Below are 25,768 nucleotides of genomic sequence, written 5' to 3'. Positions count from 1 at the left end.
CGACGCCGTTCGGCGGACGGTACGCCCCGGGCCGCCGGACCAGCCCACGCCCCGGCGACCCGGCGCCCGGCCGCGCGAGGCCCGGGCCGCGCGACGACCAGGCCGGCGCCGGTGCCGCCCGACATGCGTACCGTCCGGCGTCCGCGGTGTCCGGCGTCCGTGCCGGCCGCGGGACTGCTCCGCTTCCGGCGATGCCGCCCCGCGGGCAGGGCAGGGACGCCGGGCGGAACTGGAGGCGGTGGAGGCGTGTAGTCCCACCCGGCAGTCGGCCACCAGTACCGTCCGACGTCCGGGATGTCCGGCGCCCGTGCCGGCCGCGGGACTGCCCCATTGCCGGCGATGCCGCCCCGCGGGCAAGGGCGGGTCAGTCGACCACCGGTGCCGTGCGGGACTCCAGGGCGAGGCGGGTGTCGTTGCCGTAGACGCCGGTTTCGTCGCCGCGGATGCCGTACCAGAGTTGGAAGCGGGCGACCGCCGCGGTCAGTGTGGGGTCGTAGCGGCCGCTGGTGGAGCCGTCGCGGTAGACGTCCGGGATGCGCAGGAGGCGTTCCTGGAGTTCGGTCACCTCGGGGCCGGTGGCTCCCTCGCGGAGGGTGCCCGGTCCGTCGGGGTCGGCGGCCGGCGGGGTGGGTGTAGGGGTGGGGGCGGCGGCGGAGGCGGACGCGGTGGGGCGGGGAGCGGGCGCCGCCGCCTTGTCGTCGGTGTTCTCGCCTGGGAGCAGAAGGGCCGCACCGCCGAAGCCGAGCACCGCGGCCGCGACGACGGCCACCGCGACGGCCGCGCGGCGCAGTCCTGGTCCGGGCCCGGCACGGCCGTATCCGCTCTCGCGGCCGAGGGGCGGGATTTCCTGTGTCAGGTCCTCGGAGCCGGCCGTCGGCCGGGGCAGCGCGACGGACTCGTAGCCGCGGGGCTCGTTGCCGCCCGGGGCCGAGCCGATCTCCTCGCGGTATTCCCGCATCAGTTCCGCGAGTGCGTCGGTGCGGCGGGGCCGCAGGACGCGGATGGGTTCGAGGGCCGGTCCGTCGTGCGGCTGCCGGGGCTCGGACGGTGTCGACACGCTACTCTCCTTCCGTCCGGGTTCGGGGGCGCCCGTCTTCGGGGATCGTCCTGCCGCTAGATACGCGGCTGCCGGGCCAGGGGTTCAGAGGGAACTCGGTTCCTCCCGGAGAGCGCACTGAGTGCCATGCGTACCCTTCCGGGTGCTACGTTCCCGCTCATGAGCTCCGAGAAAGCCGACCCCGGGACCGGAAAGCCGCCCATGCGGGACGCCCTGGTGGCGGCGGCCTTCCAGCTGTTCCTCGAGCGGGGTTACGAGCAGACCACCATCGACGACATCGTGACGCTGGCCGGCGTCGGACGGCGCTCGTTCTTCCGCTACTTCCCGTCCAAGGAGGACGTGGTCTTCCCGGACCACGAGCGGTGCCTGGCCGACATGACGGCCTTCCTCGCGGGGGGCGGCGGCGACGAGGAACCCGTGCGGCGGGTGTGCGACGCGGCCCGGCTCGTGCTGCGGATGTACGCCGAGAACCCGACGTTCTCCGTGCAGCGCTACCGCCTCACCAAGCAGGTCCCGGGCCTGCGCGCCTACGAGCTGTCGGTCGTGTGGCGCTACGAGCGTGCCCTGGCCGAGTATCTGCGCCGGCGTTTCGCGGCCCGCCGGGACGGCACCCTCCAGGCCGATGTGATCGCGGCGGCGGTGGTGGCGGCGCACAACAACGCGCTGCGCTCCTGGCTGCGTTCGGACGGGCAGGACGACGCGAGCGCCACGGTGGACCACGCGCTCGCGTACGTGCAGTCCGCGTTCGGCGGCACGCCGGTGCCTCCTGCCGGGGAGCAGCCCGAGGACGTCGTGGTCGTCGTGTCCCGGCGCGACGCGCCCTTGTGGCGGGTCGTGCAGGAGATCGAGTCGACGCTGGGGCGGGGCTGAGGGTCCGCACATTGAGGGAACGGAGTGCCTTTACGAGTGGCACTGAGTGCCATACTCTGGGCTGCGTGCGCGGTGGCACGGCGAACCGGGCACACCTGTGCGCGGGCGACCGCACACGGGATTCCGGCCGAGTGCAGGGAGTTGACAGCGTGTACCACCACTCAGGAAGCGTCGCTCAGCAGGCAGCCGGCTCCCCGACGGGTCTGCTCGACCCGAGGGGCCCGGCCACGGAGGCCATCCTCTTCCAGCGCTGCACCTGGTGCGGCACCGCCATGTACCACCGGGTGCTCTGTCCCGTCTGCCGCGGCAGCGACCTGCGGACGGAGCGCAGCGAGGGCGTGGGGACCGTCCGCCACTCCACGGTGGTGCACCGCAACACCCCGGCGGCCCGCAACGTGTCCCTGATCGAGATGGCCGAGGGCTTCGTCGTACGCGGCCGGGTCATGGGCCCGCCCATCGGCATCCACAGCGGGGACCGGGTGCGGCTGTCGACCGCCAAGGACCCGGTACGGGGTGAGCCGGTCTTCCAGCTGATCGACGAGCCGTACCGGGCCTGGACCTGACGGGCGGTCCGGTCACCGGATCCCGGGGAGCAGTTCGCCGGTGCGCACGGGCCGTCCCGTCTCGAAGCTCCGGTTGGCCGCGAGACCGACCGCCAGGGCGAGTGCCCCGTCGCGTTCGGTGGCCGTCGGATGGGTCGCCGCCGCGGTGTCCGGCGCGCGGGTGGGGCCGACGGGTCCGAACAGCGCGTCGAGCATGCGGGGGTCGCCGCCGCCGTGGGCCTCGTGGGCGACCGCGAGCGGCACGTCCACCGGGGGCCGCCACAGCGGGCGCAGGGTGAGGCGGGCGCCGCCCGCGTGCTCCGCCACCGTGTCCCCGTGCACGGCACCCGCAGCGGAGGTGACCCGGGTCAGGGGCGGCTGCCAGCGGCTCTCCTCGACCTCCAGTTCCAGCCGGCCCGCGCTGCCGTTGAACATCACGCGGTAGCCCTCCCACGGGGAGTAGGCGGTCAGGTGGTACGTCATCGTCGCGCCGCGCGCGTAGCGCACGAGGACGGACATGTCGTCCTCGATGGTGATCGGCCCGTCGAAGACGTTCCGGTCGCGCAGGTAGCCGTCGTCGCGCTCGGCGTCCAGGTAGAGGGCGCGCAGGGTGTCGTTGGCCGCGAGGTCCAGGGCGAAGGGGTCGTCGGCGGCCCGGTCGGCGCCGTGGGCGCGGTCGTAGTCCCGGCGCAGTCCGTGCCGCTCCCCCGCCTCGCGGCCGTAGAAGCCGAGCCGCCCGTAGCCGAAGGCCTCCCGGGGCTCGTCGGCGAGCCACCAGTTCACCAGGTCGAAGTGGTGCGAGGACTTGTGCACCATCAGGCCGCCGCTGTGGTGTTTCTCGCGGTGCCAGCGGCGGAAGTAGTCGGCGCCGTGCCGTACGTCGAGCAGCCACTCGAAGTGGACCGACAGCACCTCGCCGATCGCACCCTCGGCGAGCAGGGCGCGGACCTTCTCGTGCACGGGGTTGAAGCGGTAGTTGAAGGCGACGGTCAGACGGTTGCCGGTCTCGCGGACGGTGTCGAGGATGCGGGTGCAGCGCTCGGCGTCGACGGTCATCGGTTTCTCGGTGACGACCCGGCAGCCCGCTTTCAGGGCCGGGACGATGTAGCGGTCGTGCTCGGCGTCGACGGTGGTGACGACGACCTCGTCGATGTCCTCCTCGGCGAGCAGGTCGGTGAAGCGGTCGGGCTCCCACGTGGTGGCGGCCGGCGCGCCGGTCTCGGTCAGCAGCCGGTTGTGGAAGGCCATCCGGGTCGGGCTGGGGTCGCACAGCGCGGCCACGCGGTGGCCGGGGCGTTCGGCGAGGCCCCGGGTGAAGAGCTGGGCCCGGTGGCCCGTGCCGACGACGGCTGCGCGCAGGACGGGAGTTCGGCTCATGACAGGTGGTCTGTCCCGGGGACGGGCCGTCCACTCCCCCGCCGCGGAAAGCGCTTGCCGGAAGTGTGTGCCGAAGCGGCTGTCAGTGCGTCAGGGCGCGTGCGGCGAAGCCGGGGTCCCGTAGGGCATCGCCTCGTACGGCGTCACCGCGGGCGGGCCGGGCAGGCGGGGCGGGAATCCCGCGCGCCGATGCCGAGTCAGCGCGGGAAGGCGCGCGCCCAAGCCGGGGTCAGCCCGTCAAAGTGACGCGGATGCCCACCGTGCCGTCCAGGCCCCGGCGCAGCCGGCTGCCGAGCAGGGTGAGCCGGCCGGTGAGGCCGTACTTGCGGGCGATCAGCTGCCGGTAGCGGGCGGTGGTGTCCGGGTCGCAGATCTCCGCCGTCGCGGGCACCTGCTCGCCGGTGGGGTTGCCGCGCAGGTCGCAGGGGCCGACCAGGACGTCGGCGCGGTTGCGGATCCGCTTCACCTTCCAGGAGTCGGCCGGCGTCCAGGCGCCGAGCGCGTTCCCGTCGCGCACCACCCAGACCGGGGTGGCGACCGGCGTACCGTTTCTGCGGTAGCTGGTGATCAGCAGGTACTTGCCCGCGCCCAGTTCGTCCAGCGCACTGTCGTCCATGACGGGCAGTGTACGAGCGCGTTCCGCGCGGCGTGCCCCTCGGGTTTCAGTGCGGCGCGGCGGCCATGCGCCGCACCGCCTCCCCGATCACCTCCGGCGAGGTCGCCAGGTTGAGGCGGACGTGTCCGGCGCCGCCCGTGCCGAAGGGAAGGCCGGAGTTGAGGGCCACGCGGCCGCGGTGCAGGAAGGTGTCCGCCGGGTCGTCACCGAGGCCGAGCGCGCGGCAGTCGAGCCAGGCGAGGTAGGTGGCGTCGCCCGGGCGGTAGCGGATCTCGGGCAGGTGCTCGGCCAGCAGATCGGCGAGCAGCCGCCGGTTGGCGTCCAGTCCGGACAGCAGGGCGTCCAGCCAGGCGACGCCGTCGCTCAGGGCGGCGGTGTGGGCGATGATGCCGACGTGACTCGGGCCGTGCCCGACCTCCTCGGGCATCCTGGCCAGGTCGGCACCGGCCCCGGGACCGGCGATCGCGAGGGCGGCCTTGAGCCCGGCCAGGTTCCACGCCTTCGAGGCCGACATCAGCGACAGCCCGCGTTCGGCGCCCGGCACGCTGAGGTACGGCACGAAGTCCGTGTCCCCGACCACGAGCGGCGCGTGGATCTCGTCGGCGACGACGCGGACGCCGTACCGCTCGGCGACCGCGGCGACCGCGGACAGTTCCTCGGCGGTGTGCACGGTGCCGGTCGGGTTGTGGGGGCTGCACAGCAGAAAGGCGGCCCGTCCTCCGCCCGCCACCGCCTGCCGGAAGGTCTCCTCCAGGACGCCGAGGTCGATGCGCCCGTCCGCCCCGAGCGGAGCCTCCAGCACGCGCCGGTCCATGTGCTCGACGAACTGGTAGAACGGCGGGTACACCGGCGGGTTCACGACCACCGCGTCCCTGTGTCCGGTGACCAGCTTGAGCATCTCGACGACGCCCAGCATGACGTCGGGCACGATCGCGGTGCGCTCCACGGCGAGCCCGTCCCAGTTCCACCGCTTCCCGGCGAAGGCGGCCAGCGCCTGAGCGTAGGCCGTACCGGCGGGGTAGCCGGTGTCGCCGAGGTCGAGCGCCTCGGTGACGGCGCGCACGACGGGCTCGGCGAGCGGCACGTCCATCTCGGCCACCCACAGGGGCAGCACGTCCTCGGGGTAGGTGCGCCACTTCATGCTCGTACGGCGGCGGAGAAGGTCGAGAGTGAGGGCATGCAGGGGATTCGGTTCACCGGACGTCTCGTGCGGGATCCTGGTCATGGGCACACGATAGGGGGCTGTGCAGTGAGCGGGAATCGTGAGGACGGGGAGCGGGGAGGGGCCGAGGGCCCCTTCCTAGAGATCGCCTGCGACGAGTCCGGGTCGGACGGCGAGAACCTCACCGGCGGGAACACGGACGTGTTCGCGCACGCCAGTATGTCGCTGTCCGAGGCGACGGCGGCGGCGGCCGTACGGGAGATCCGGGACCGGATCCGCTCACCGGCCGAGGAGTACAAGGCGAACCACCTGTTGCGGGAGAAGCACCGCGCGGTGCTGGAGTGGCTGCTCGCGCCTGACGGGCCGATCCACGGGCGGGCGCGGGTGCACCTCATGGAAAAATCCTTCTTCGTGGTGGACCGGGCCGTCGGTCTGCTGCTGGGTGACCCGGGCCAGGCCGTCGCCCTGTTCCGCGAGGGCCGCAGGGCTTTCGGCGAGGACGGCTGGCGGACCTTCCTGGAGGCGGCCAACCAGCTGCTGCGGGTCCGCAACAACGGGGAACCGGGCGCCCCCGTGGAGGGCTTCTACGACACGGTCGACGCCCTGCGGCGAGCCCGCCCGGACACCGACGCGACGGCGATCCTGGAGCGGCTGGCCGCGACCCGGCCCCGCGCGGTGTCCTACCGGGCGGCGTTCCTGGACGGGCCGCCCCTGATCCCGGTGCTCAACCCGCTGCTCCCGGCGATCGTCCGGACGGCCGCGCTGTGGAGCGGCGACGGGCGGCCGGTCCGGCTGGTGCACGACCGGCAGAACATGCTGACACCGGACCGCATCGCCTGGATCGAGGAAGCGGCCCGGCAGGCGGGGGTCGGCCTGGCCGGGCTGCGGCTGGTCGTCGCGCGCGAGGACGCCCGGGTGCAGGTGGCGGACTTCCTCGCCGGGATCGCCCGCAAGATCGCCTCCGACGAGCTGAACGGGCGCGGCGACCCCGCGCTCACCGCCCTGCTGCGGCCCTACGTCGACCCGGCCTCGGTGTGGGGCGACGCGCGCAGCCGGGCCCTGCTCGCCGCCCCGGCGGACTGTGGGCCGACCGCCCCTGCCGCCGTCCGGCGGTGAAGAGATCACGCGTGCGCTGAACACGGCACGGCTGCGCCCCGTATGGGAAGAGGGCACTCAACTCAAGGAGTGCCCCGCGGTGTTCACACCGTGTTGTTCTGGTTCGGGAGCCATGCATGAGGCACGCACGACGACGGGTCGTCCGGCGAGTGACACGGCTGGCGGCCGTCGGCGGACTCCTCCTCGGAGGAGCGATGGTCACACGCGCCGTGGCGAGCGAGCCCCCGGACCCAACGATCGGGGTCCCGTACTCGGCGCAGCCGGCCACGAGCATGGGCACCGACCTCGTGTCCCGGCTCGGCACCTCCCGCACGGCGGGCAGCTGGGTCGACTCCGCCGGCCGGCCGGTCGTCGCCGTCACGGACGAGAAGGCGGCCGACGAGGTCGAGCGCGCCGGTGCGCAGGCGAAGATGGTGCGCCACAGCATGAGCGACCTCAAGTCCGCCACGGCGACGCTGCGTTCGGCGCCCCGGGTGCCCGGTACCGCCTGGGCCCTGGACTACAAGAGCAACGAGGTGGTGGTACGGGGCGACCGCACCGTCTCCGCCTCCGACTGGTCCCGGCTGACCGACGTCGCGGAGGGCATCGGCGGCTTCGTGCGCATGGAGCGCACCGAGGGCACGTTCACGACGCGGATCAACGGCGCGGAGCCGATCCTGTCGACCGCCGGGCGCTGTTCGGCGGGCTTCAACGTGACCGACGGGAAGACCGACTTCATCCTCACGGCCGGGCACTGCGGGCCCGACGGTTCCGTCTGGTTCGCCGACGACCGGGGCCGGGAACAGGTCGGCACATCGCTCAAGGGGAGCTTCCCCGGCGACGACTACTCGCTGGTGAAGTACGACAGCGGTCGCGCGGGCGAGGGCGCGGACGTCGTGGCGGTCGGTGGCGGCAAGGGCGTGCGGATCACGGGCGTGGCCGATGCGGAGGTCGGGCAGAAGATCTTCCGCAGCGGTAGCACGAGCGGGCTGCGCGAGGGGGAGGTGACCGCGCTGAACGCGACGGTCAACTACCCCGAGGGCACGGTCACCGGCCTCATCGAGACGAACGTGTGCGCCGAACCCGGTGACAGCGGCGGCCCGATGTTCGCCGACGGCGTCGCGCTCGGCCTGACGTCGGGGGGCAGCGGGGACTGCGCGGCGGGCGGCACGACGTTCTTCCAGCCGGTGACGAAGGCGCTGACCGAGCTGGGGGTCAAGCTGATCGTGGCCAAGCAGGCCGGTGGCGCCACCGGCGCCTCCCCGGCACCGTCTGCCTCGCAGGGCGCCGCCTCCCCCGGCTCGTCGGCACCGGTCACGGGCGAGGACGTGTCGGGCCTGCTGACCCGCCTCACCGACCCGCGCAACGTGGGCCCCGGCCTGCTGGTCATCGCGGGCAGCCTCGTCGCCCTGGTGGCGACCCGCTGGATCCGCGCGGAGCAGGACCGCAAGGCGTATCGGCAGTACTACTCGGCTACTTGGGGATGACGTCCGTCAGTCCGGGTGAGGACGCCTCATGACCGTACTGCTCGGCGCCACCGAGCTTCAGCGGGTGGTCACGCCGCAGGCCATGGTCCCAGCCCTGCGCCAGGGCTTCGTCGCGGCCCTCGCGACGCGGACCTCCCCGCAGCGCGTGCGCCAGAGTCTGCCGACGTCCTCCGGGAGTATCGCCGTACTGCTGCCGGGGCTGCTGCCCGGCATCCCCGCCTACACGGTCAAGGTGAACGCCAAGTTCCCCGGGGCCGACCCGGCGATCTCCGGCATCGTCTGTCTCCACGACCTGGAGACCGGGGAGCTGCTCGCACTGCTGGACTCCGCCTTCGTGACCGCGTGGCGGACCGGGCTGTCGGCGGCGTTGGCCACCGACCTGCTCAGCCCGGCGGGAGCACGCGCTGTGGGGATCATCGGCGCCGGAGCCCAGGCGGACATGACGCTGCGCGGGCTGACCCGGTTGCGCACGGTCGAACGAGTCGTCATCCACGACGCCGACGACGGCCGGGCTCACCGGATGGCCGAGGTCTGGCAACGGGCCGGACTCACGTGCCAGGTCGTCGGCAGCGCGCGAGAAGTCGCCCGGAGCTGTGACAGCGTCGTCACCGCGACCTGGTCCCGCCAACCGCTCCTGCACCGCCCGGACGTCCGGGCGGGCTCGCACATCACCTCGCTGGGAGCGGACGAACCGGGCAAGGTGGAACTGGACACCGGGCTGCTGCGGCACGCCCGGGTCATCGTGGACGACCTCGACCTGGCGATGACGTCCGGCGCGCTGGGCAGCGCGGGCCTGCGCCGGGAGGATGCCGCGGCCGTGCTGGGCCGGATCATCGACGGGACCGTCCCGGCGCGGACCGACGCCGAGCAGGTGACGGTCTACACCCCGGTCGGCCTGCCATGGCAGGATCTCGCACTCTCCTGGGCCGCCTATCAGACAGCGCTGCGGGACGGGGTAGGCGTCGGTTTCCGGTTCCACTCGCCACCGAAGGACGAGGGCGACGCGTAAGCATGCCTGCGCCAGGGCGGCCCTGCCTCACCCCAGTGTGAGCAGGACCGTCGCCGCCCCCGCCCCCAGCAGCCCCAGCGCCTGGCGTCGGCTGATCCGCTCGTGCAGGAGGGCGAGGCCGAGGATGACGGGCAGCGCCGGGTAGAGGGACGCGATGACGACGGCGACGGCCAGCAACTGGCGCTGGGCGGCGAGCAGATACAGCACGAGGCCGAGGGCCGCACCGGCCCCGATGAGGAGGGCCTGGACGCAGCGGCCCGGCGGCAGCTTCAGCCGGCGGGCGTGGCGGACGGCATCCGGCAGGAGGACGAGGACCGCGGCGACACGGCCCGCGGCGACGGGCCACAGCCCGCTGCCGGGGCCGGCCTGGCCCAGAGCGAGGTACTGCACGGTCACGCCCGCGCTGGCGAGCAGTCCGTCCGCCGTCCCCTTGCCCGAGCCGCCCCCGCCTCCGGAGACGAACCACAGCGCGGGGACCGTCACGGCGATGCCGAGCCAGGCCAGGGCCCCCGGGCGGTCGCCGAGGACGAGCACGCCGCACAGCACCGAGAGCGCGACGCCCGTGACGGCGCTCACGGGCACCACGACGCTCATCGCGCCCTGACTCAGCCCGCGGTTGAGGAACCGCATGGCGACGCCGCTGCCGACGCCGGACAGCGCGCCCCAGAGCAGGTCGGCGGTGTGGACGGCGTCCGCGGGCATGAGGAGTGCGGCGGCGCAGGCGAGCAGCAGCCCGCCGAGCTGGCCGAGGAAGGTGACGGCGGCGTGGTGGATGTGCCGGGACAGCAGGCCGCCGGCGAAGTCGACGATGCCGTAGACGACGGCCGAGGAAAGTGCGAGAAGGGCACCCATTCGATGAGGGGTGCCCCGGGACGAGGGTCCGATGCGTCAGGACCTGGCTGACGCTCAGGCCGCGGGCGCGGACTGCGGGGCCGCGGAGGCCCACTCCAGGACGAGCCGCTGGTACTCCTCGCGCTGCTCGACGCTCAGTGTCCCGCCCGACCGGCGCCACAGGGCCCGGATCTCCTCGTTGACCTCGTCAGCCGTTCGCTGGGAAGAGGTTTCAACAGTGGTGGACATGCTGTGAAGCATACGTCGCCGCACGTGAAGACGATGTGAGTAATCGTGAGTTAAACGGTCATTCCGGACAGTGTTGCTGATCACGTCCATCTCCCAGTAAACGTGAGCCTGTTCACACTTCGGCCGATCCCAGCACCAGGACCTTGATGGCCAGAACGGCCGCACCGCGCGCCCAGTCGTGAAAGTCGGACACCTTCGTCTCCAGTTCGACGGGGGCGGCCAGGGGGTGCCGGTTGTCCCGGACGGTCTCCTCGACCGTCTTGCCGGCCACGTCCATCAACCCGACCCCCTCTCCCGCGAGCAGGATCTTCTGCGGCATCACGAAGTTGGAGATCTGCGCGACAAGCGTGCCCAGGGCGCGTGCGGCCTCGGTGACGACCCGGGCGGGCATGGGGTCCCCCGCGGCGGCCGCCGCGAGGATCTCCTCGTACGTCCGGTCGCGGCCGGTGGCGGCCTGTACCTGGTAGCGGATGTTGGGGATGGTCAGGAGCGAGACGGCGCTGCCGCGCCGGCCGTCCGGGGTGAGCGGGCCGTTGGGGTCGACGATCCAGTGGCGGCCGAAGCCGCGGTCCTCCTCGGCGTAGGGCACCCGCTTGCCGCCCAGGACGAGTCCGTAGCCGATGCCGGCGCCGATGGTGAGGACGACGAAGCGGTCCAGGCCGCGTCCGGCGCCGAACCAGGTCTCGGCCTCGACCAGGGCGGCGACGTCGTTCTCGACGACCACGGGCAGCCCGGTGCGCTCCTCGACGAGTTCGGCCAGGGGGACGTCCCGCCACAGCAGGAAGGGGGACTCGCCGACGACGGCGCGGTCCTGGACGAAACCGCCGACCCCGATGCCGATCCCGGCGAGCCGGGGATGGTCGCGGATCAGCGCGGCGGTCATCTCCCCGAGCACATCGGCGACTTCGGCGGGGTCGTGGGTGGTGAGCGGACGGTCGTGGCGGGCGACGATGTCACTTCGGAGCGTGGTGACGACGCCGTAGACCGTGTCCTCGGTGATCTTGAAGCCGAGGAAGGACCAGGAGTCGGCGACGACGTCCAGCGGTGTCGAGGGGCGGCCCTGGCGCGCCTCCGCCGGCACTCCCGCCTCGGCCACCTCGACCAGCAGGCCCGACTCGATCAGCGGCTTGGTCAGCCGGGTGAGGCTGCCGGCCGACAGTCCCAGCCTGCGGGCGAGCTCGGTGCGCGACAGCGGGCCGTGCACGAGGACCTCGATCGCCACCGCGCGCTCCCCCGGGCTCAGCGGCGGCCAGCCGGCCATGCCTGCGGTCATTCGGTCCGCTCCCCTCACCCTTTTCTTTCGCACTGAAACCAACATGACCACTCTAAGTCGATGACGGTTCCTGGGAAAAGATGTTTGCACCCCTCTTGACGCAGCAATTGTTTCGCACCAAAAGTAAGTCCCGCCAGAGGACGAGCCGCCGCAGCGAGGGAGTCTCCCGATGACCATCGCCTCCAGCAGCCCTCCGTCGCGCCTGCCCGCGGGCGGCGCGACGGAGACCCGCAGCAAGCCCAGGACACGACGCGACGACGTGAGCGGGAACCGGGGTGACGGACGGCTGGCCGCGGTCTTCATCGCCCCGGCGCTGCTCGGCTTCCTCGTCTTCCTCCTCTGGCCGACGCTCCGGGGCATCTATCTGAGCTTCACCCGCTTCAACCTGCTGACGCCAGCGGAGTGGGTGGGCCTGGACAACTACGTCCGCATGGTCAACGACCCCATCTTCTGGGACTCGTTGACGGTCACCGTCGAGTACGTCGTCATCAACATCGGCGTCCAGACGGTCGCGGCGCTCGCCATCGCCGTCCTCCTCCAGCGGCTGACCCGGTCGGCGATGCTGCGCGGCATCGTGCTCACGCCGTACCTGATGTCGAACGTCGTCGCGGGTCTGGTCTGGCTCTGGATCCTCGACACCCAGCTCGGCGTCGGCAACGAGATCATCAGCGCCCTCGGCGCCGACCGCATCCCGTTCCTCGCCGACGAGACCTGGGCGATCCCGACGATCGCGCTCATCAACGTGTGGCGGCACGTCGGCTACACCGCGCTGCTGCTGTTCGCCGGTCTCCAGGCGATCCCGAACGACATGTACGAGGCGGCCAGGGTGGACGGCGCGAGCGAGTGGCGGATGTTCTGGCGGATCACCATGCCGCTGCTGCGGCCGGTGCTCGCGGTCGTGCTCATCATGACGGTGATCGGGTCGTTCCAGGTGTTCGACACCGTGGCCGTGACCACCGCGGGCGGTCCGGCGAACGCGACCAACGTGCTCCAGTACTACATCTACGGCTCCGCCTTCGGACGCTTCCAGTTCGGCTACGCCTCGGCCATGTCCGTCGCCCTGCTCGTCGTGCTGAGCGCGATCACCATCCTCCAGTACCGGCTCACCCGGGCCGGCCGGACCGACCTCGGCTGACGGAAGGGAGACACCGGCATGGCTGCCGTGACGACAACGACGTCCACGACTCCGCAACCGGTCCGGCGCAGGTTCCCCTTCGGGCGGGCCGCCGCCTGGACCGTGATGGGACTGATCGTCCTCATCACCCTGCTGCCGTTCTACTGGATCCTGCGCACCGCCCTCTCCACCAACGCGGGTCTCAACGCCGACCCGACCAACCCCCTGCCCGTGGACCTCACCACCAGCGGCTTTGAACGCGCCCTGGGCATGCAGTCGGCCGAGGAGGCCGTCGCGCAGGGCGGCGCGGGCGGCGGGCTCGACTTCTGGCGCTATCTGCTCAACTCGGTGCTGGTCTCGACCCTGGTCACCGGCTGTCAGCTCTTCTTCTCCGCGATGGCCGCGTACGCCTTCTCCCGGCTGCGCTGGCGCGGCCGGGACGCGGTCTTCGGGCTGTTCCTGGCCGGGATGATGGTGCCGACCATCTTCACGCTGCTGCCGAACTTCGTGCTCATCAAGCAACTGCACCTGGTGGACACACTCCTCGGCATCGCGCTGCCCACCATGTTCATGGCGCCGTTCGCGGTGTTCTTCCTGCGGCAGTTCTTCATGAACATCCCGCAGGAGGTCGAGGAAGCCGCGCTGCTGGACGGCGCCGGGAAGATCAAGATCTTCTTCCGGGTGGTGCTGCCGATGGCGTCCACGCCGATCCTCACGCTGGGCGTGCTGACGTACATCACCTCCTGGAACGACTACTTCTGGCCGCTGATGGTCTCCTACAGCGACAGCTCGCGCGTGCTGACCGTGGCGCTGGCGATCTTCCGGGCGCAGACCCCGGCGACCGGCGTCGACTGGTCCGGGCTCATGGCGGCGACGCTGATCGCCGCGCTGCCGATGCTGGTGCTGTTCGCCTGCTTCGCGCGCCGCATCGTCAGCTCCATCGGCTTCACCGGGATCAAGTAAGGGGACTGTCATGCGAATTCGTCTGCGTACGCTCGTCGCGGCGACCGGAGCGCTGGCGCTGTCCCTGGTCAGCGGATGCGCGCAGCAAGGCGCCGCCGGATCCTCCGCGAACACGGTCACGTACTGGCTGTGGGACGCCAACCAGCTGCCCGCCTACCAGGCCTGCGCGAAGGGGTTCGAGAAGGAGAACCCCGGACTGGACGTCAAGATCACCCAGTTGGGGTGGAGCGACTACTGGACCAAGCTCACCGCCGGGTTCATCGCCGGTACCCAGCCTGACGTGTTCACCGACCACATCCAGAACTTCGGCCAGTACGCCGACCTGAAGGTCCTGGAACCGCTCGACGACCTCGGCATCGAGAACTCCGACTACCAGCCGGGCCTCGCCGCCAACTGGATCGGGAAGGACGGCCACCGCTACGGCGCCCCCAAGGACTGGGACACCGTCGCGCTGTTCTACAACTCGAAGATGACGAAGGACGCCGGCCTCACCGCCGAGCAGCTGAACAGCCTCGCCTGGAACCCCGAGGACGGCGGCACCTTCGAGAAGGCCATCGCCCACCTCACGATCGACAGGAACGGCAAGCGGGGCGACGAGCCGGGCTTCGACAAGAACAACGTCAAGGTGTACGGCATGGCCTCCAACGGCGGCGGCTTCGGCGACGGCCAGACCCAGTGGAGCAACTTCGCCGCCTCCGCCGGGTGGAGCTACCTGGACAAGCCGCGCTGGGGCACGAAGTACCAGTACGACAGCAAGACCTTCCAGTCGGTCGTCACGTGGTACTTCGGCCTGGCGAAGAAGGGCTACATGCCGCCGCTGTCCGACTACAACGTCCAGTCCAACCAGGCGAACACCCAGGTCGCTGCGGGCAAGGCCGCCACCGCGTTCGACGGGGCCTGGATGATCTCCTCGTACGCCGGCTTCAAGGGCCGGGACATCAAGACCGCCCTGACGCCGGTCGGCCCGACCGGCAAGCGCGCCACCATGATGAACGGCCTCGCCGACTCCGTCACCAAGGCCTCCGAGAACAAGGAGGGCGCCAAGAAGTGGGTGGCGTATCTGGCCTCGGACCAGTGCCAGAAGGTCGTCGGCGGTTACGGCGTCGTCTTCCCCGCGACGAAGGCCGGGACCGAGGCCGCCGTCGCCGCGTACCGGAAGAAGGGCATCGACGTCTCGTCGTTCACCGAACCCGTGGCCGACAAGAAGAACTTCCGGACCTTCTCGTACCCGATCGCCAGCTACTCGGCGGACATGACGGCGCTCATGTCGCCGGCGATGGAGGACATCTACGGCAACGGCAAGCCGGTCAGCAGCCTCGACGAGACCAACGAACAGATCAACCTGATCCTCTCGCAGTGATCCCCCGACCAGTGAAGGGCATGCCTTACATGACGTTCTCCATCGGCATCGTCGGCGCCGGACAGTTCTCGGGCCAGTTCGCCACGCTGTTCCAGGCCCACCCCGGCGTCAGCGCCGTCCACGTCACCGACCTGCTGCCCGAGAGGGCCGAACAACTCGCCGCCGCGCAGGGCCTCGCCGGCAACTTCCCGTCGTACCAGGCCATGCTGGAATCGGAGGACGTCGACGCCGTCGCGATCTTCACACAGCGCTGGACGCACGGGCCTCTGGTGCTCCAGGGCCTCAACGCCGGCAAGCACGTGTACTCCGCCGTCCCCATGGCGATCAGCACGGAGGAGATCGCCGCGATCATCGACACGGTCAAGGCCACCGGGCTGACGTACATGATGGGCGAGACCAGCGAGTACAACCCGGCGACGGTCCACGCCCGCAACCAGATCGCCGAGGGCGCCTTCGGGCGGCTCTTCTACGCCGAGGGCGACTACGTCCACGACATGGACCTGGGGTTCTACGAGGCCTACCAGTACAGCGGCGGCGACAACTGGAAGGCCACCGCCAGCTATCCCCCGCTGCTGTACCCGACGCACGCGGTCGGCGGGGTGCTGGGCGCCTGGCGGACGCACGCGGTCAGCGTGTCGGCGATCGGTGTCGTCGACGACCGGGGCGACGGCGTCTTCGACAAGGAGGTCAGCCAGTTCGGCAACGACTTCTCCAACGCCACCGCGCTGTTCGAGGTGGCGGGCGGCGGCTCGTTCCGTACCAACGAGTTCCGGCGGGTCGGCTACCCCTCGCACATACGGGAGTCGCGTTTCCGCTTCTTCGGCACCGAGGCGAGCATGGAGCAGCTCGCCACGGTCGCCCTGTGGCAGGACAAGCAGGGCGTGAAGGACATCAGCGAACTGCTGGAGCCCAAGCCCACCATGGCGCCCGACGACCCGTCGCTCCAGCACATCGCGCCCGAGCTGCGGGCCGCGTTCACCTCCGGGTCGGCTCCCGTGCACGACCGTGCGCGGCTGCCGAGGGAGTTCGACAACCTCCACAACGGCCACGAGGGCAGCCACCACTTCCTGGTGGACGACTTCGTGACCGCCGTCAACACGCGCACCCTGCCGTCGGTGAACGCGTGGGTGGCCGCCCGCTACACCCTGCCGGGCATCATCGCGCACGAGTCCGCGCGGCAGGGTGGTGTGCGGCTGGAGATCCCGGACTTCGGGGACGCGCCGCAGTAAGGGGTCCTTTCACTATGAGCGTCCGATCAGGTCGCGTGGTCTGGTGCCGTGCATCGCAAGGCGCCGGAGAGCCCTCGTAGCGGAGCTACGAGGGCTCTCCGGCAACGCGGCGAGGCGCGGTGCCAGGCCGCGCGACCCGGGCGGGCATAGTGAAAGGACCCCTAAGGGGCGGGGTCCGAGCCGGGTGCCCGGATCAGGTGCCCGGCTTGCGGCCGTACACGAAGACGTCGTCGTTCTTCTTCAGCAGCGACCAGTACTTCTTGGCGTCGGTCTTGGTCATGTTGACGCAGCCGTGCGAGCCCGGCGGGTTCCACATGCTGACGCCGACCGAGTGGAAGGCCTGGCCGCCGTCGAAGAACTGGGCGTAGGGCATCGGCACGTCGTAGATGGACGAGACGTGGTCGATGTTGCGCCAGTAGATCTTCTTCAGGCCGGTACGGGTCTCGTAGCCGTCGCGGCCGGTGCGGACCGGGACGGGGCCGTAGACGAGCTTCTTGCCGTCCTGGATCCAGCTCAGCTGGAGGCTCAGGTTCACGCAGGCGATCCGGCCCTTGTTCACCGGGCACTTGCCGGCCTTGTTGGGGTTCTTCCCGACGGCCTTCTGCTTCTGCATCAGGTCCATCACTCCCCAGGTGACGGGCCCGGCGTAACCGGCGTTCGGGGAGATGCCGTGCTTGGTCTGGAAGGCCTGGATCGCCTTGCAGTCGGCGGCGGACTGCTTGCCGTCGACCGGGCGGCCGAGGAACTTCTCCACCTGCTTCTGGTACGGGCCGGTCTGCGTGGTGCAGCTCGCGGCCGCGGCCGGCGTGGCGCCGAGCGCGAGCGTGAGCGGCGCCACCAGTCCGGCGATCCCGAGTGCGACGGCGCCCCGTCTGCGTACGTCCCCCATGGTTGGTCCTGCCCTTTCGCGGAAGTGGTCGCATGGTCTGCTGATCCCTGCCTGCTAGACGGGCGCACGGGGGGTTCGGTTGTGCTGGCTGACAGCCTGCGACGAAACGGTGACATACCTCACCGGCCAACCGGGCAAAGCGCCCAGGCGGACGCGGTGGGCCGGCGGTGTCTCAGCGGTAGCCGGTCGTGTCCGCCGGCTTGCCCCTGTCCTGCACCTCGACGAGGTAGCGCCAGGCGTCCGGGCGGCTGCCGTCGAGGTCGGTGAAGCCGTACTCCCTGGCCAGGCCGCCGCTGGAGAGGGAGCGGCCGTTCCAGCGCGCCACGTCGGGGTCGGCGGCGAGCGCGACCACGGCCCGGCCGACGTAGCGCGGGGTCTCCGAGATGGCGAAGTGGGGGACGCGCTCCAGGGCGTCGCGCCAGTTGTCCTCCCGTACCCCATAGATGTCGAGCATCATCTCCGAGCGCAGCCAGCCGGGGGTGAGGGCGACGGCGGTGGCGCCGCGCGGGCCGAGTTCCTGGCCGAGGGCGAAGGCCATGCGCAGGACGGACGTCTTGGCGAGGTCGTAGAAGAAGTTCACGCGGTAGTTCTCGGCGTTGTAGTCGGCGGTTCCGTCGGTGACCTCGACGACCAGGCCGCCGGGGTTGCGCAGCATCAGGGGCAGGGCGTGGTGACTGGTGACGGCGTGCGTCTCGACCGCGAGCCTGAGCAGGCGCAGGCCGTTGTCGAGGTCGTGCTCCCAGAGCGGGCTCTCCCACTCGAAGAGCTTCTCGCCGCCCCAGATGTCGTTGACCAGGACGTCGAGGCGGCCCTGTTCGTCGGCGATGCGGTCGACGAGGGCGCGGACCTGCGCCGGGTCGAGGTGGTCGGTGGGTACGGCGACGCCCTGCCCGCCGGCCCCGGTGACCAGGTCGGCGGTGTCCTCGATGGTCTCGGGCCGGTCGTACTCCGAGCGGCGGGCGCGGGTGCTGCGGCCGGTGACGTAGACGGTGGCGCCCGCCGCGCCGAGCTCCACCGCCATGCCCCGTCCGGCACCCCGGGTCGCACCGGCGACCAGTGCGACCTTGCCCTTCAGTGGAGCTGACATGTCCGACCTCCCGATACCGTGGCTGCGTGTCGCCTCCAGGGTGACGGGTAAGCCGGACATCTTCTGTCGCCTTTTGCTGGCGACACGCGATCAGTGACCGCGGGCGATCCACTCCTGGAGGTGCGGGGCCTCCGCCCCGACGGTCGTGGGGTCTCCGTGGCCGGTGAGGACCTTCGTCCCGGGCGGCAGCGTGAGGAGGCGGTCGCGGATCGAGTCGATGATCGTCGGGAAGTGCGAGAAGGACCGGCCGGTGGCTCCGGGGCCGCCCTGGAAGAGGGTGTCCCCGGTGAAGACGGTGGCGAGCCCGGGGTCGTACAGGCACACGGCGCCGGGCGCGTGCCCCGGCGTGTGCAGGACGCGCAGGTCGGCGCCGCCGGCCTCGATCACCTGGCCGTCGACCAGCCATGCGTCGGGCTCGCGGTCAGGGTGGGTCTGCTTCCACAGCGGCAGGTCGTCGCGGTGCAGCCAGATAGTGGCCCCGGTGCGCTCGGCGAGGGCGGGGGCGGCGTCGATGTGGTCGTTGTGGGCGTGGGTGCACACGATGGCCGTGAGCCGGCGGTCTCCGACGGCCTCGGCGATGGCGTCGGCGTCGTGCGCGGCGTCGATGACGATCGCCTCGTGGTCGTCGCCGACGATCCAGACGTTGTTGTCGACGTCCCAGGTGCCGCCGTCGAGGCTGAACTGCCCGGAGGTGACGAGGTGTTCGACGCGCGGGGCCATCACAGCACCACCACCGAGCGCAGCACGTCGCCGTGGTGCATCCGCTCGAACGCCTTCTCCACCTCGTCGAGCTGGATGGTCTCGGTGACGAACGCCCCGAGGTCCAGGCGCCCCTGCAGGTGCAGGTCGATCAGCATGGGGAAGTCGCGGGAGGGCAGGCAGTCGCCGTACCAGGAGGACTTCAGCGCCCCGCCCCGGCCGAACACGTCCAGCAGGGGCAGTTCGAGTTTCATCTCGGGGGTGGGCACGCCGACCAGGACGACCGTGCCTGCGAGGTCGCGCGCGTAGAAGGCCTGCTTGTACGTCTCCGGGCGGCCGACGGCCTCGATGACGACGTCTGCGCCGAAGCCGTCGGTGAGTTCGCGGATCGCCTCGACCGGGTCGGTCTCGCGCGAGTTGACGGTGTGGGTGGCGCCCATGGTCCGGGCGGTCTCCAGCTTGCGGTCGTCGATGTCGACGGCGACGATCTTCGCCGCTCCGGCGAGGTGCGAGCCGGCGATGGCGGCGTCGCCTACGCCTCCGCAGCCGATCACGGCGACCGTGTCGCCCCGGCCGACGTTTCCGGTGTTGATCGCGGCGCCGATGCCGGCCATGACGCCGCAGCCGAGCAGCCCGGCCACCTGCGGGGCGACCGCCGGGTCGACCTTGGTGCACTGCCCGGCCGCGACCAGCGTCTTCTCGGCGAAGGCGCCGATACCGAGGGCAGGGGAGAGTTCCTGGCCGGTCGAGGCGAGGGTCATCTTCTGCCCGGCGTTGTGGGTGTCGAAGCAGTACCAGGGACGCCCGCGCAGACAGGCGCGGCATTTCCCGCACACCGCACGCCAGTTGAGGATCACGAAGTCACCGGGTTCGACGTCGGTGACGCCGTCGCCGACCGCCTCGACCACGCCCGCGGCCTCGTGGCCCAGCAGGAAGGGGAAGTCGTCGCTGATGCCGCCCTGCTTGTAGTGCAGATCGGTGTGGCACACCCCGCAGGCCTGGACGCGCACGACCGCCTCCCCCGGGCCGGGATCGGGCACGACGATGGTCTCGATCCGTACCGGCTCGTCCTTGCCCGGTGCGATCACACCGCGTACTTCCTGCGCCATGCTGACTCCTTCGTCGGCTCGTAGGCCGGATGCCTTCCCTTCCGACCCTACGCGCGACTGATCGGCAAGGGGCGCGGATCGGCCACCCCGCGGCGCCGTATCACCAGCTCACGCGGTGTCCGAAACGCCGGGCAGCGCTGCGGCGGCCCCCGTAACCTGAACGCTCCGCCCGACGCCGAAGGAGCGACGTGAGCATCGCAGAGACCCGGACCGGTACACCCGCCTGGCGGCTGCTCCTCGGATACGTACGGCCGCACCGCCGGTCCCTGCTCGCCGGTGCCGTGCTCTCGCTGGTCACCGGGGCGACCGGGCTGATGCTGCCGCTGGTGGCGCGGGGCCTGATCGACGACCTGGCGCACGACCGGGCCATCACCGGCGCGCTGCTGGCGATGTCGGCCCTGGTCGTGACCAACGCGGCGGTCGGCGCGCTGGGTTCGTACGTGCTGCGGCGTACCGCCGAGTCGGTCGTGCTCGGCGCGCGGCGCTCGCTGTCGTCGTATCTGCTGCGGCTGCGCATCACGGCCGTGGACCGCACCGAGCCCGGCGACCTGATGGCCCGGATCACCTCCGACACCACCCTGCTGCGCACGGTCACCACCGAGTCGCTGGTCGGTCTGGGCACCGGTGGCCTCACCCTGGTGGCGACGATCGTGATGATGGGGCTGGTGGATCCGGTACTGCTCGGGGTCACGGTGGCCGTGATCGCGGGCGCGGGGGCAGTGATCGGGACGATCGCGCCGCGCATCAACAAGGCGAGCAAGCAGGCGCAGCAGGCCGTGGGCGTCATGGGCGCCGCGCTGGAGCGGGTGCTGGGGGCGCTGCGCACGGTGAAGGCCTCGGGCGCCGAGCACCGCGAGGAACGCGCGCTGCACGAGGCGGCCGAGGAGTCCTGGCGGCAGAGCGTGCGCGCCGCCAAGTGGTCGGCCGTGGCGGGCAACACGGCGGGGCTGGCCATTCAGATCGCGTTCCTCACGGTGCTCGCGGTGGGCGGGGCGCGGGTGGCGACGGGCGCCGTGGACGTGGCCACGCTGGTGGCGTTCCTGCTGTACGTCTTCTTCCTGATCTCCCCGCTCCAGGAGGTCATCGGCGCCGTCGCGCAGTACCAGACGGGGTCCGCGGCCCTGGCCCGGATCCAGGAGGCGCTGAGCCTGCCCGCCGAGCCGCCGGTGCGCTCCGCGCCGCTGCCGTCCGCTGGTGAGCCGCCCGCGTCCGTCGCCTTCCGCGACGTCCGTTTCCGCTACGCCGACGATCTGCCGCACGTGCACCACGGGGTGACGTTCGAGGTGCCGGCCCGGGGGATGACGGCGTTCGTCGGCCCGTCCGGCGCGGGCAAGACGACCGTGTTCTCCCTCATCGAGCGGTTCTACGACCCCGAGTCCGGTGAGATCGCGCTGGACGGGCGGAACGTGGCGGAGTGGGAACTGCCGCACTTGCGCGCCGCGATCGGCTACGTGGAGCAGGACGCACCGGTCTTGTCGGGCTCCCTGCGGGACAACCTGCTGCTGGGCAATCCGGAGGCGGACGACGACGCCCTCGCGCGGGTGCTGAAGACGACCCGTCTCGACGGTCTGGTCGCCCGGCTGCCCGCCGGCCTCGACACGCTCGTCGGGCATCGTGGCACCAAGCTGTCGGGCGGTGAACGGCAGCGGGTCGCCATCGCCCGGGCTCTGCTGCGCCGGCCCCGGCTGTTGCTGCTCGACGAGGCGACCTCGCAGCTGGACGCGGTGAACGAGGCGGCGCTGCGCGACACGGTCGCGGACGTGGCCCGTACGACGACGGTCCTGGTGGTGGCGCACCGGCTGTCCACGGTGACGATGGCCGACCGGATCGTGGTGATGGATGCCGGGCGGGTCCGGGCGGTCGGCACGCACCGCGAGCTCGTGACCGCCGACCCGCTCTACGCGGAGCTGGCGGCGACCCAGTTCCTGGCCGCGTCGGACTGAGCCACCGGGCATGCGTGAGGGCGGCGCGGCGAGGCCGGTGACACCTGCGCGAGAGCAACGGCGCCGACCCAACGTCGTGTTGAGACCAGGCCTGTCGCGACGCCAGCGGGTCCGGCTGCGTTGCCTGCGTCTGCCTGCGTTTGCCGAGCTCGCCGGACGGGAGGAGGCTCGACAGGAGGAGAGGCTCGTCGCGGCCCGCTTCCGACCGGGTCGCGGCCCTTCGAAGGAGGTCATCATGGGAACCGCGGCAGACCCCGCCTTCGACAGAGAGACACTGCGCCAGGGCGTGGAAGGACAGAGCCCGGACCTGCTGCTCTCGCTCTACGCGGACGACGCGGAGTTCCGTATCGTCGACCGCACGACCCAGCCCAGCCACCCCAAGGTCCTGCACGGCCGGGACGAGATCAGCCGGATGCTGGAGGACGTCTACAGCCGCGACATGTCGCACAAGCTGGAGCGGTGCGTCATCCAGGGCGACGAAGCCGCGTACAGCGAGAGCTGCCAGTACGCGGACGGTGTGCGCGTCCTGTCCGAGTCGATGATCTCGCTGCGGGGCGGCAAGATCGCCGAGCAGACCCTGGTCCAGGCCTGGGACGAGGAGTAGGAGGAACCAGGCCGACGAGCCCCCCGGCGGGCTCGGTTAAGGTGGGGCCGGGCCGTGACTGGCGCTGAGGTGGAGCACCACCGGGGAGCGGCTCCGCAGGAGTCGATGCCGTGCGCCTGGGCGAAGCAGCACACCAGCCCAGGAGTGGATCATGTCGCAGGCACGGCTCATGGATGGGACCTCGCTCGCCCGGCGGATACTGGAGGAGACCGGCAAGCGCGCGGCCGGCCTCACCGAACGGACAGGCACGGCACCGTGCCTCGCCACGGTTCTGGTCGGCGAGGACCCGGCGTCCGTCACGTACGTCCGGATGAAGCAGAACCGCTGCCGCAAGACCGGCATCACCTCCCGGCACGTGTCGCTGCCCGCCGCCACGACCACCGAGGAGCTCGTCGGCACGCTCGAGGCGCTCTCCGCCGACCCCGGCGTGCACGGGATCCTCCTCCAGCACCCGATGGGCGAGCACATCGGCGAGCGTGCCGCGTTCGAGGCGATCGCGCCCGGCAAGGACGTCGACGGCGTCACCTTCGCCTCCTTCGCGACGATGAGCTTCGGCCTGCCGGGCTTCGTGTCCTGCACGCCCGGCGGGATCATGCGGCTGCTCGACGAGTACGGCGTCGACCCGGCCGGCAAGCGGGCCGTGGTCGTGGGCCGCAGCGCCATCCTCGGCAAGCCGGCCGGCATGCTGCTGCTCGCGCGGGACGCGACGGTCACCTACTGCCACTCGCGCACCCGGGACCTGTCGGAGGCCGTGCGGGAGGCGGACATCGTGGTGGCCGCGGTGGGACGGCCCCGGCTGATCCGCGGCCAGGACGTCAAGCCCGGCGCCGTCGTGATCGACGCCGGGTACAACCCCGGCAACATCGGCGACGTCGACTTCGACTCGGCCGTGGAGCGGGCCTCGCTGATCACGCCGGTGCCGGGCGGCGTCGGCCCGATGACCATCGCCACGCTGCTGGAGCAGACCGTGGACGCCGCCGCCCGGCAGCTCGGTGCGGCCGGGGTCTGATCAGCGCATCCACGCGCTGTACGACATCACGTCGCCCTTCTTGACGCCGTACTCGGGCTCGGCGGTGCTGAAGGTGCTCTCCAGGCCGAGGACGGCGCCGGCGACCGGGTCCATGATCAGCATGCGGCGGGCGCCGGGGCCGTCGTACACGTACGCCTGACCGCGTCGCCCGAGGCGGTCGGTCACCTGGCCGACGGGCCGCAGCCCCTCGGTGCCGGCCAGGAGGCGGGCGAGCGTCGCGGTCTCCCGGGCGCCGAGGGTCCAGTGGTCGAGCAGCACCTCGACGGCGTCCAGCAGTTGGGGCGTGGTCAGCGGAGCGTCCGAGTACTGGGCCTCCGTCAGATAGGCGCGCAGCCGGTCGGGGTCGTGCGGCGGCGGGGACTGGGGCGGGGCGGAGCTCCAGCTCGGCGGATACGTCTGGTCGCTGATGACGTGCCCGTCGTCGACGAGGTGCGGCTCGCCGCCCTCGCCGGAGAGGACCGGGCGACCCGGATGCCTGGGGTCGGTCGCCACGACCAGTTCCGTGTGGCTTCCGTCGGCCCGCCAGCGCACGATGCGCTCCTCGGGGACGGTGATCGGGGGCTTGTCGTCCGACATGCCCATGCTCCAGGTCTGCACGTGCGTCCCCTTGCGCAGGCGGGGCGAGCCGTCGGCGGCGGCCTGTTCGGCACGCTCGGCCAGCCGGTCCAGGGGCAGCGGTGTGGAGCCGGTCTGCACCACCAGCGGGCGCGGCGCGGCGACCGCCGGTGTGGTGTTCGGGCCGCTCAGTACGAGGGTCAGTGCGAGGGCGGCGACCACCGCCGTCGCGACGAGCCCCCAGGCCAGCCGGGGCCGCCCGGCGCCCGGCAGCAGCCGGTCCCGCAGACCACCGGAGGGCCGCTCCCGCAGCAGCCGCTCCAGCCGGCGCTCGGCGCCGTGGTCCAGGGGGCCGTCGCCGAAGTGGGGGCCGTCGGACGGCACCGGGTTGGCACCACGCAGCAGTTCGAGTTCGTCAGCCATGGCCGTGTTCCTTAGGGGCGGTCACGTGGGTGGTGGTCAGGGGGCGCGGGGCGCGGGCGTGGCCGCCGGTCGGGGGCGCGGGCAGGGGGTGTGGGTCGAGGCCGGATGCGATCCAGGGCCGGGCGTGTGCGCAGCGGCCGGGCGTGACCCACAGCCTGGCGTGCGCATCACGGGCGGGCGCGGCCCACGACCAGACGTACGCATCACGGCCAGGCGCGACCCACGACCAGGCGTACGCATCACGGGCGGGCGCGACCCAGGGCCGGACCTGCGCATCGTGATCAATCGCCGTCCTGGTGACGGCATGCGCGTCACGGCCGAGCGTGGTGCTGGTGACGGGCCCGGAGAGAACACCGGTGACGGGCGGCCAAAAGAGCACGTCGGTCATCGCCGCTCCCCCTCGCGCAGTGAGTGCCCGGTGTCCGCCGCCACCGCGGGACTCATGCGGTCGATCTCGGCTCTGAGGCGGCGGCGGGCCCGGTGCAGCCGCATCGTGGCGGCTCGCCTGCCGCAGCCGAGGGCGACCGCGACCTCGTCGATGCCGAGTTCCTCCCACGCCGTCAGGCGCAGCACCTCCTGGTCGGACGCGGAGAGCCGGGCGAGTGCCTCGTGCACCCAGGCGCCGGGGGTCTCGGTCTCGGGGCCTTGCGCGATGTGCCGTCCATGGGCGGTGTCGTCGTTGCCGAGCCGGTCGACGAGCCGGCGGCGGCGTCCGTGGCCGCGCACCGTGTTGGCCAGGCAGTTGCGTGCCACGCCGTACAGCCAGGGCAGCGGGGAGGAGGGCAGATCGGCCCGGCGCCGCCAGGCGACCGTGAACACCTCCGCCACCACTTCCTCCACCTCGCCGGCCCGCCCGTCCAGTCGCCGCGCGACATAGCGGCTGACCGCCCAGTAGTGCTCGCGATAGGCAGCGGCGAAGATCTCGTCGTTGCTCATGTCCCGTTCGTGTCCGGCACCTTCCCGATCGTCACACCCGTTTCGGTGATTCTCGTCGCGTCAGGAAAGTGTGACGTCCGGGCGGGGCGCGGACACAGGCGGGGCATGATGCACCTGAAGTGGCTGACGACCACGGATCACAAGACGATCGGCACGCTGTACCTGGTGACGTCGTTCGCGTTCTTCGTCATCGGTGGCGTGATGGCGCTGTTCATGCGCGCCGAGCTCGCCCGGCCTGGTCTGCAGATCATGTCGAACG

The 25,768-nt window shown here is 71.7% G+C and carries 26 protein-coding genes, 1 pseudogene and 1 riboswitch; of the genes and pseudogenes, 13 read left to right on the top strand and 14 right to left on the bottom strand.

Annotated elements, in window-relative coordinates; genetic code table 11:
- Positions 1 to 364 precede the first annotated feature (364 nt).
- On the bottom strand, positions 365 to 1,057 hold the full coding sequence (locus ABFX81_RS35085; protein WP_346139194.1) for a peptidoglycan-binding domain-containing protein: 693 nt from the start codon (positions 1,055 to 1,057) through the stop codon (positions 365 to 367).
- A gap of 159 nt (positions 1,058 to 1,216) precedes the next feature.
- Between ABFX81_RS35085 and ABFX81_RS35080 the strand changes: the two genes are divergently transcribed.
- Positions 1,217 to 1,927 carry a TetR family transcriptional regulator gene (locus tag ABFX81_RS35080; RefSeq protein ID WP_086855530.1) on the top strand — a complete coding sequence of 237 codons (711 nt, stop codon included), beginning with the start codon at positions 1,217 to 1,219 and terminating at the stop codon, positions 1,925 to 1,927.
- A 149-nt stretch (positions 1,928 to 2,076) separates the two neighbouring features.
- Positions 2,077 to 2,490, top strand: a complete 414-nt coding sequence (locus ABFX81_RS35075) for a Zn-ribbon domain-containing OB-fold protein (RefSeq protein WP_086855529.1) — start codon at positions 2,077 to 2,079, stop codon at positions 2,488 to 2,490.
- A 12-nt stretch (positions 2,491 to 2,502) separates the two neighbouring features.
- Here the strand turns inward: ABFX81_RS35075 and ABFX81_RS35070 are convergent, their stop codons facing one another.
- The 3 genes from ABFX81_RS35070 to ABFX81_RS35060 all read right to left on the bottom strand — a co-directional run bounded on the left by ABFX81_RS35070 (position 2,503) and on the right by ABFX81_RS35060 (position 5,687).
- A complete protein-coding gene (locus ABFX81_RS35070; protein ID WP_086855528.1) occupies positions 2,503 to 3,846 on the bottom strand; it encodes a Gfo/Idh/MocA family oxidoreductase in 1,344 nt (447 codons plus the stop codon).
- Between the two features lie 229 nt (positions 3,847 to 4,075).
- Positions 4,076 to 4,462, bottom strand: coding sequence for a PPOX class F420-dependent oxidoreductase (locus ABFX81_RS35065; RefSeq protein ID WP_086855527.1), 387 nt, complete (start codon positions 4,460 to 4,462; stop codon positions 4,076 to 4,078).
- A 46-nt stretch (positions 4,463 to 4,508) separates the two neighbouring features.
- Positions 4,509 to 5,687, bottom strand: coding sequence for an aminotransferase class I/II-fold pyridoxal phosphate-dependent enzyme (locus tag ABFX81_RS35060; RefSeq protein ID WP_086855526.1), 1,179 nt, complete (start codon positions 5,685 to 5,687; stop codon positions 4,509 to 4,511).
- A 24-nt stretch (positions 5,688 to 5,711) separates the two neighbouring features.
- Between ABFX81_RS35060 and ABFX81_RS35055 the strand changes: the two genes are divergently transcribed.
- From ABFX81_RS35055 to ABFX81_RS35045, 3 genes are all read left to right on the top strand, one after another.
- Positions 5,712 to 6,740, top strand: a complete 1,029-nt coding sequence (locus ABFX81_RS35055; RefSeq protein ID WP_086855525.1) for a hypothetical protein — start codon at positions 5,712 to 5,714, stop codon at positions 6,738 to 6,740.
- Between the two features lie 116 nt (positions 6,741 to 6,856).
- Positions 6,857 to 8,206 carry an alpha-lytic protease prodomain-containing protein gene (locus ABFX81_RS35050; RefSeq protein WP_086855524.1) on the top strand — a complete coding sequence of 450 codons (1,350 nt, stop codon included), beginning with the start codon at positions 6,857 to 6,859 and terminating at the stop codon, positions 8,204 to 8,206.
- Between the two features lie 28 nt (positions 8,207 to 8,234).
- Positions 8,235 to 9,215 carry an ornithine cyclodeaminase family protein gene (locus tag ABFX81_RS35045; RefSeq protein ID WP_346139193.1) on the top strand — a complete coding sequence of 327 codons (981 nt, stop codon included), beginning with the start codon at positions 8,235 to 8,237 and terminating at the stop codon, positions 9,213 to 9,215.
- A 27-nt stretch (positions 9,216 to 9,242) separates the two neighbouring features.
- Here ABFX81_RS35045 and ABFX81_RS35040 read toward each other — a convergent pair whose 3' ends face one another.
- From ABFX81_RS35040 to ABFX81_RS35030, 3 genes are all read right to left on the bottom strand, one after another.
- Entirely contained in the window at positions 9,243 to 10,067 is an 825-nt protein-coding gene (locus ABFX81_RS35040; protein ID WP_086852304.1) for an EamA family transporter, read from the bottom strand.
- A gap of 54 nt (positions 10,068 to 10,121) precedes the next feature.
- Complete coding sequence (locus ABFX81_RS35035) at positions 10,122 to 10,307, bottom strand: hypothetical protein (protein WP_086852302.1); 186 nt, start codon at positions 10,305 to 10,307, stop codon at positions 10,122 to 10,124.
- 100 nt (positions 10,308 to 10,407) lie between these two features.
- The gene (locus tag ABFX81_RS35030; RefSeq protein ID WP_086852300.1) at positions 10,408 to 11,568 is read right to left on the bottom strand and encodes an ROK family protein; all 1,161 of its coding nucleotides are present in this window, start codon (positions 11,566 to 11,568) and stop codon (positions 10,408 to 10,410) included.
- A 169-nt stretch (positions 11,569 to 11,737) separates the two neighbouring features.
- Between ABFX81_RS35030 and ABFX81_RS35025 the strand changes: the two genes are divergently transcribed.
- From ABFX81_RS35025 to ABFX81_RS35010, 4 genes are read left to right on the top strand one after another with little or no spacing between them, the layout of a single operon-like run.
- A complete protein-coding gene (locus tag ABFX81_RS35025) occupies positions 11,738 to 12,703 on the top strand; it encodes an ABC transporter permease subunit (RefSeq protein WP_086852299.1) in 966 nt (321 codons plus the stop codon).
- Positions 12,704 to 12,721: 18 nt separating this feature from the next.
- Positions 12,722 to 13,645, top strand: a complete 924-nt coding sequence (locus ABFX81_RS35020; RefSeq protein ID WP_086852297.1) for an ABC transporter permease subunit — start codon at positions 12,722 to 12,724, stop codon at positions 13,643 to 13,645.
- Between the two features lie 10 nt (positions 13,646 to 13,655).
- Positions 13,656 to 15,005: an extracellular solute-binding protein gene (locus ABFX81_RS35015; RefSeq protein ID WP_086852295.1), complete on the top strand. Its 1,350-nt coding sequence runs from the start codon at positions 13,656 to 13,658 to the stop codon at positions 15,003 to 15,005.
- Positions 15,006 to 15,034: 29 nt separating this feature from the next.
- Complete coding sequence (locus ABFX81_RS35010) at positions 15,035 to 16,234, top strand: Gfo/Idh/MocA family oxidoreductase (protein WP_086852292.1); 1,200 nt, start codon at positions 15,035 to 15,037, stop codon at positions 16,232 to 16,234.
- 193 nt (positions 16,235 to 16,427) lie between these two features.
- On the opposite strand, the gene ABFX81_RS35005 is transcribed toward ABFX81_RS35010, so the two are convergent.
- The 4 genes from ABFX81_RS35005 to ABFX81_RS34990 form a co-directional block, all read right to left on the bottom strand.
- Complete coding sequence (locus tag ABFX81_RS35005) at positions 16,428 to 17,123, bottom strand: L,D-transpeptidase family protein (protein WP_086852290.1); 696 nt, start codon at positions 17,121 to 17,123, stop codon at positions 16,428 to 16,430.
- A gap of 172 nt (positions 17,124 to 17,295) precedes the next feature.
- Complete coding sequence (locus ABFX81_RS35000) at positions 17,296 to 18,210, bottom strand: SDR family oxidoreductase (RefSeq protein WP_086852288.1); 915 nt, start codon at positions 18,208 to 18,210, stop codon at positions 17,296 to 17,298.
- Between the two features lie 90 nt (positions 18,211 to 18,300).
- Positions 18,301 to 18,930 (bottom strand): MBL fold metallo-hydrolase, encoded by a 630-nt coding sequence (locus ABFX81_RS34995; protein ID WP_346139192.1) that lies wholly within the window; start codon positions 18,928 to 18,930, stop codon positions 18,301 to 18,303.
- Positions 18,930 to 20,018, bottom strand: a complete 1,089-nt coding sequence (locus ABFX81_RS34990; protein WP_086853187.1) for an S-(hydroxymethyl)mycothiol dehydrogenase — start codon at positions 20,016 to 20,018, stop codon at positions 18,930 to 18,932. The genes ABFX81_RS34995 and ABFX81_RS34990 overlap by 1 nt, the downstream gene beginning before the upstream one ends.
- A gap of 188 nt (positions 20,019 to 20,206) precedes the next feature.
- On the opposite strand from ABFX81_RS34990, the gene ABFX81_RS34985 reads away from it, so the two are divergent.
- The 3 genes from ABFX81_RS34985 to ABFX81_RS34975 all read left to right on the top strand — a co-directional run bounded on the left by ABFX81_RS34985 (position 20,207) and on the right by ABFX81_RS34975 (position 23,574).
- Entirely contained in the window at positions 20,207 to 21,961 is a 1,755-nt protein-coding gene (locus ABFX81_RS34985; protein ID WP_086853189.1) for an ABC transporter transmembrane domain-containing protein, read from the top strand.
- 235 nt (positions 21,962 to 22,196) lie between these two features.
- Positions 22,197 to 22,565: a nuclear transport factor 2 family protein gene (locus tag ABFX81_RS34980; RefSeq protein WP_346139191.1), complete on the top strand. Its 369-nt coding sequence runs from the start codon at positions 22,197 to 22,199 to the stop codon at positions 22,563 to 22,565.
- Between the two features lie 44 nt (positions 22,566 to 22,609).
- Positions 22,610 to 22,694: riboswitch (ZMP/ZTP riboswitch) on the top strand.
- Positions 22,695 to 22,716: 22 nt separating this feature from the next.
- Positions 22,717 to 23,574, top strand: coding sequence for a bifunctional 5,10-methylenetetrahydrofolate dehydrogenase/5,10-methenyltetrahydrofolate cyclohydrolase (locus ABFX81_RS34975; RefSeq protein ID WP_346139190.1), 858 nt, complete (start codon positions 22,717 to 22,719; stop codon positions 23,572 to 23,574).
- Here ABFX81_RS34975 and ABFX81_RS34970 read toward each other — a convergent pair whose 3' ends face one another.
- From ABFX81_RS34970 to ABFX81_RS34960, 3 genes are read right to left on the bottom strand one after another with little or no spacing between them, the layout of a single operon-like run.
- Entirely contained in the window at positions 23,575 to 24,573 is a 999-nt protein-coding gene (locus tag ABFX81_RS34970) for a CU044_5270 family protein (protein WP_346139189.1), read from the bottom strand.
- The gene (locus ABFX81_RS34965; RefSeq protein WP_346139188.1) at positions 24,566 to 24,961 is read right to left on the bottom strand and encodes a hypothetical protein; all 396 of its coding nucleotides are present in this window, start codon (positions 24,959 to 24,961) and stop codon (positions 24,566 to 24,568) included. Before ABFX81_RS34965 ends, ABFX81_RS34970 begins: the two co-directional genes overlap by 8 nt.
- Positions 24,958 to 25,509, bottom strand: coding sequence for an RNA polymerase sigma factor (locus ABFX81_RS34960; protein WP_346139187.1), 552 nt, complete (start codon positions 25,507 to 25,509; stop codon positions 24,958 to 24,960). Before ABFX81_RS34960 ends, ABFX81_RS34965 begins: the two co-directional genes overlap by 4 nt.
- A gap of 48 nt (positions 25,510 to 25,557) precedes the next feature.
- Here ABFX81_RS34960 and ABFX81_RS34955 point away from each other — a divergent pair.
- Positions 25,558 to 25,768: pseudogene (locus tag ABFX81_RS34955) on the top strand (aa3-type cytochrome oxidase subunit I); the annotation flags it as partial.

It is taken from the genome of Streptomyces coeruleofuscus, from assembly GCF_039532725.1.
Taxonomy (GTDB): domain Bacteria; phylum Actinomycetota; class Actinomycetes; order Streptomycetales; family Streptomycetaceae; genus Streptomyces; species Streptomyces coeruleofuscus.
The sequence above is the reverse complement of the archived record's forward strand: the minus strand, read 5'-3'. Positions and strand labels throughout refer to the sequence as shown.

What these genes read in the sequence shown, in the direction of transcription:
- ABFX81_RS35080 (WP_086855530.1), top strand. Translation starts at nt 1,217, where the DNA reads ATGAGCTCCGAGAAAGCCGACCCCGGGACCGGAAAGCCGCCCATGCGG.
- ABFX81_RS35070 (WP_086855528.1), bottom strand. Translation starts at nt 3,846, where the DNA reads ATGAGCCGAACTCCCGTCCTGCGCGCAGCCGTCGTCGGCACGGGCCAC.
- ABFX81_RS35065 (WP_086855527.1), bottom strand. Translation starts at nt 4,462, where the DNA reads ATGGACGACAGTGCGCTGGACGAACTGGGCGCGGGCAAGTACCTGCTG.
- ABFX81_RS35060 (WP_086855526.1), bottom strand. Translation starts at nt 5,687, where the DNA reads ATGACCAGGATCCCGCACGAGACGTCCGGTGAACCGAATCCCCTGCAT.
- ABFX81_RS35050 (WP_086855524.1), top strand. Translation starts at nt 6,857, where the DNA reads ATGAGGCACGCACGACGACGGGTCGTCCGGCGAGTGACACGGCTGGCG.
- ABFX81_RS35045 (WP_346139193.1), top strand. Translation starts at nt 8,235, where the DNA reads ATGACCGTACTGCTCGGCGCCACCGAGCTTCAGCGGGTGGTCACGCCG.
- ABFX81_RS35040 (WP_086852304.1), bottom strand. Translation starts at nt 10,067, where the DNA reads ATGGGTGCCCTTCTCGCACTTTCCTCGGCCGTCGTCTACGGCATCGTC.
- ABFX81_RS35035 (WP_086852302.1), bottom strand. Translation starts at nt 10,307, where the DNA reads ATGCTTCACAGCATGTCCACCACTGTTGAAACCTCTTCCCAGCGAACG.
- ABFX81_RS35030 (WP_086852300.1), bottom strand. Translation starts at nt 11,568, where the DNA reads ATGACCGCAGGCATGGCCGGCTGGCCGCCGCTGAGCCCGGGGGAGCGC.
- ABFX81_RS35025 (WP_086852299.1), top strand. Translation starts at nt 11,738, where the DNA reads ATGACCATCGCCTCCAGCAGCCCTCCGTCGCGCCTGCCCGCGGGCGGC.
- ABFX81_RS35020 (WP_086852297.1), top strand. Translation starts at nt 12,722, where the DNA reads ATGGCTGCCGTGACGACAACGACGTCCACGACTCCGCAACCGGTCCGG.
- ABFX81_RS35015 (WP_086852295.1), top strand. Translation starts at nt 13,656, where the DNA reads ATGCGAATTCGTCTGCGTACGCTCGTCGCGGCGACCGGAGCGCTGGCG.
- ABFX81_RS35010 (WP_086852292.1), top strand. Translation starts at nt 15,035, where the DNA reads ATGACGTTCTCCATCGGCATCGTCGGCGCCGGACAGTTCTCGGGCCAG.
- ABFX81_RS35005 (WP_086852290.1), bottom strand. Translation starts at nt 17,123, where the DNA reads ATGGGGGACGTACGCAGACGGGGCGCCGTCGCACTCGGGATCGCCGGA.
- ABFX81_RS35000 (WP_086852288.1), bottom strand. Translation starts at nt 18,210, where the DNA reads ATGTCAGCTCCACTGAAGGGCAAGGTCGCACTGGTCGCCGGTGCGACC.
- ABFX81_RS34995 (WP_346139192.1), bottom strand. Translation starts at nt 18,930, where the DNA reads ATGGCCCCGCGCGTCGAACACCTCGTCACCTCCGGGCAGTTCAGCCTC.
- ABFX81_RS34990 (WP_086853187.1), bottom strand. Translation starts at nt 20,018, where the DNA reads ATGGCGCAGGAAGTACGCGGTGTGATCGCACCGGGCAAGGACGAGCCG.
- ABFX81_RS34980 (WP_346139191.1), top strand. Translation starts at nt 22,197, where the DNA reads ATGGGAACCGCGGCAGACCCCGCCTTCGACAGAGAGACACTGCGCCAG.
- ABFX81_RS34975 (WP_346139190.1), top strand. Translation starts at nt 22,717, where the DNA reads ATGTCGCAGGCACGGCTCATGGATGGGACCTCGCTCGCCCGGCGGATA.
- ABFX81_RS34970 (WP_346139189.1), bottom strand. Translation starts at nt 24,573, where the DNA reads ATGGCTGACGAACTCGAACTGCTGCGTGGTGCCAACCCGGTGCCGTCC.
- ABFX81_RS34965 (WP_346139188.1), bottom strand. Translation starts at nt 24,961, where the DNA reads ATGACCGACGTGCTCTTTTGGCCGCCCGTCACCGGTGTTCTCTCCGGG.
- ABFX81_RS34960 (WP_346139187.1), bottom strand. Translation starts at nt 25,509, where the DNA reads ATGAGCAACGACGAGATCTTCGCCGCTGCCTATCGCGAGCACTACTGG.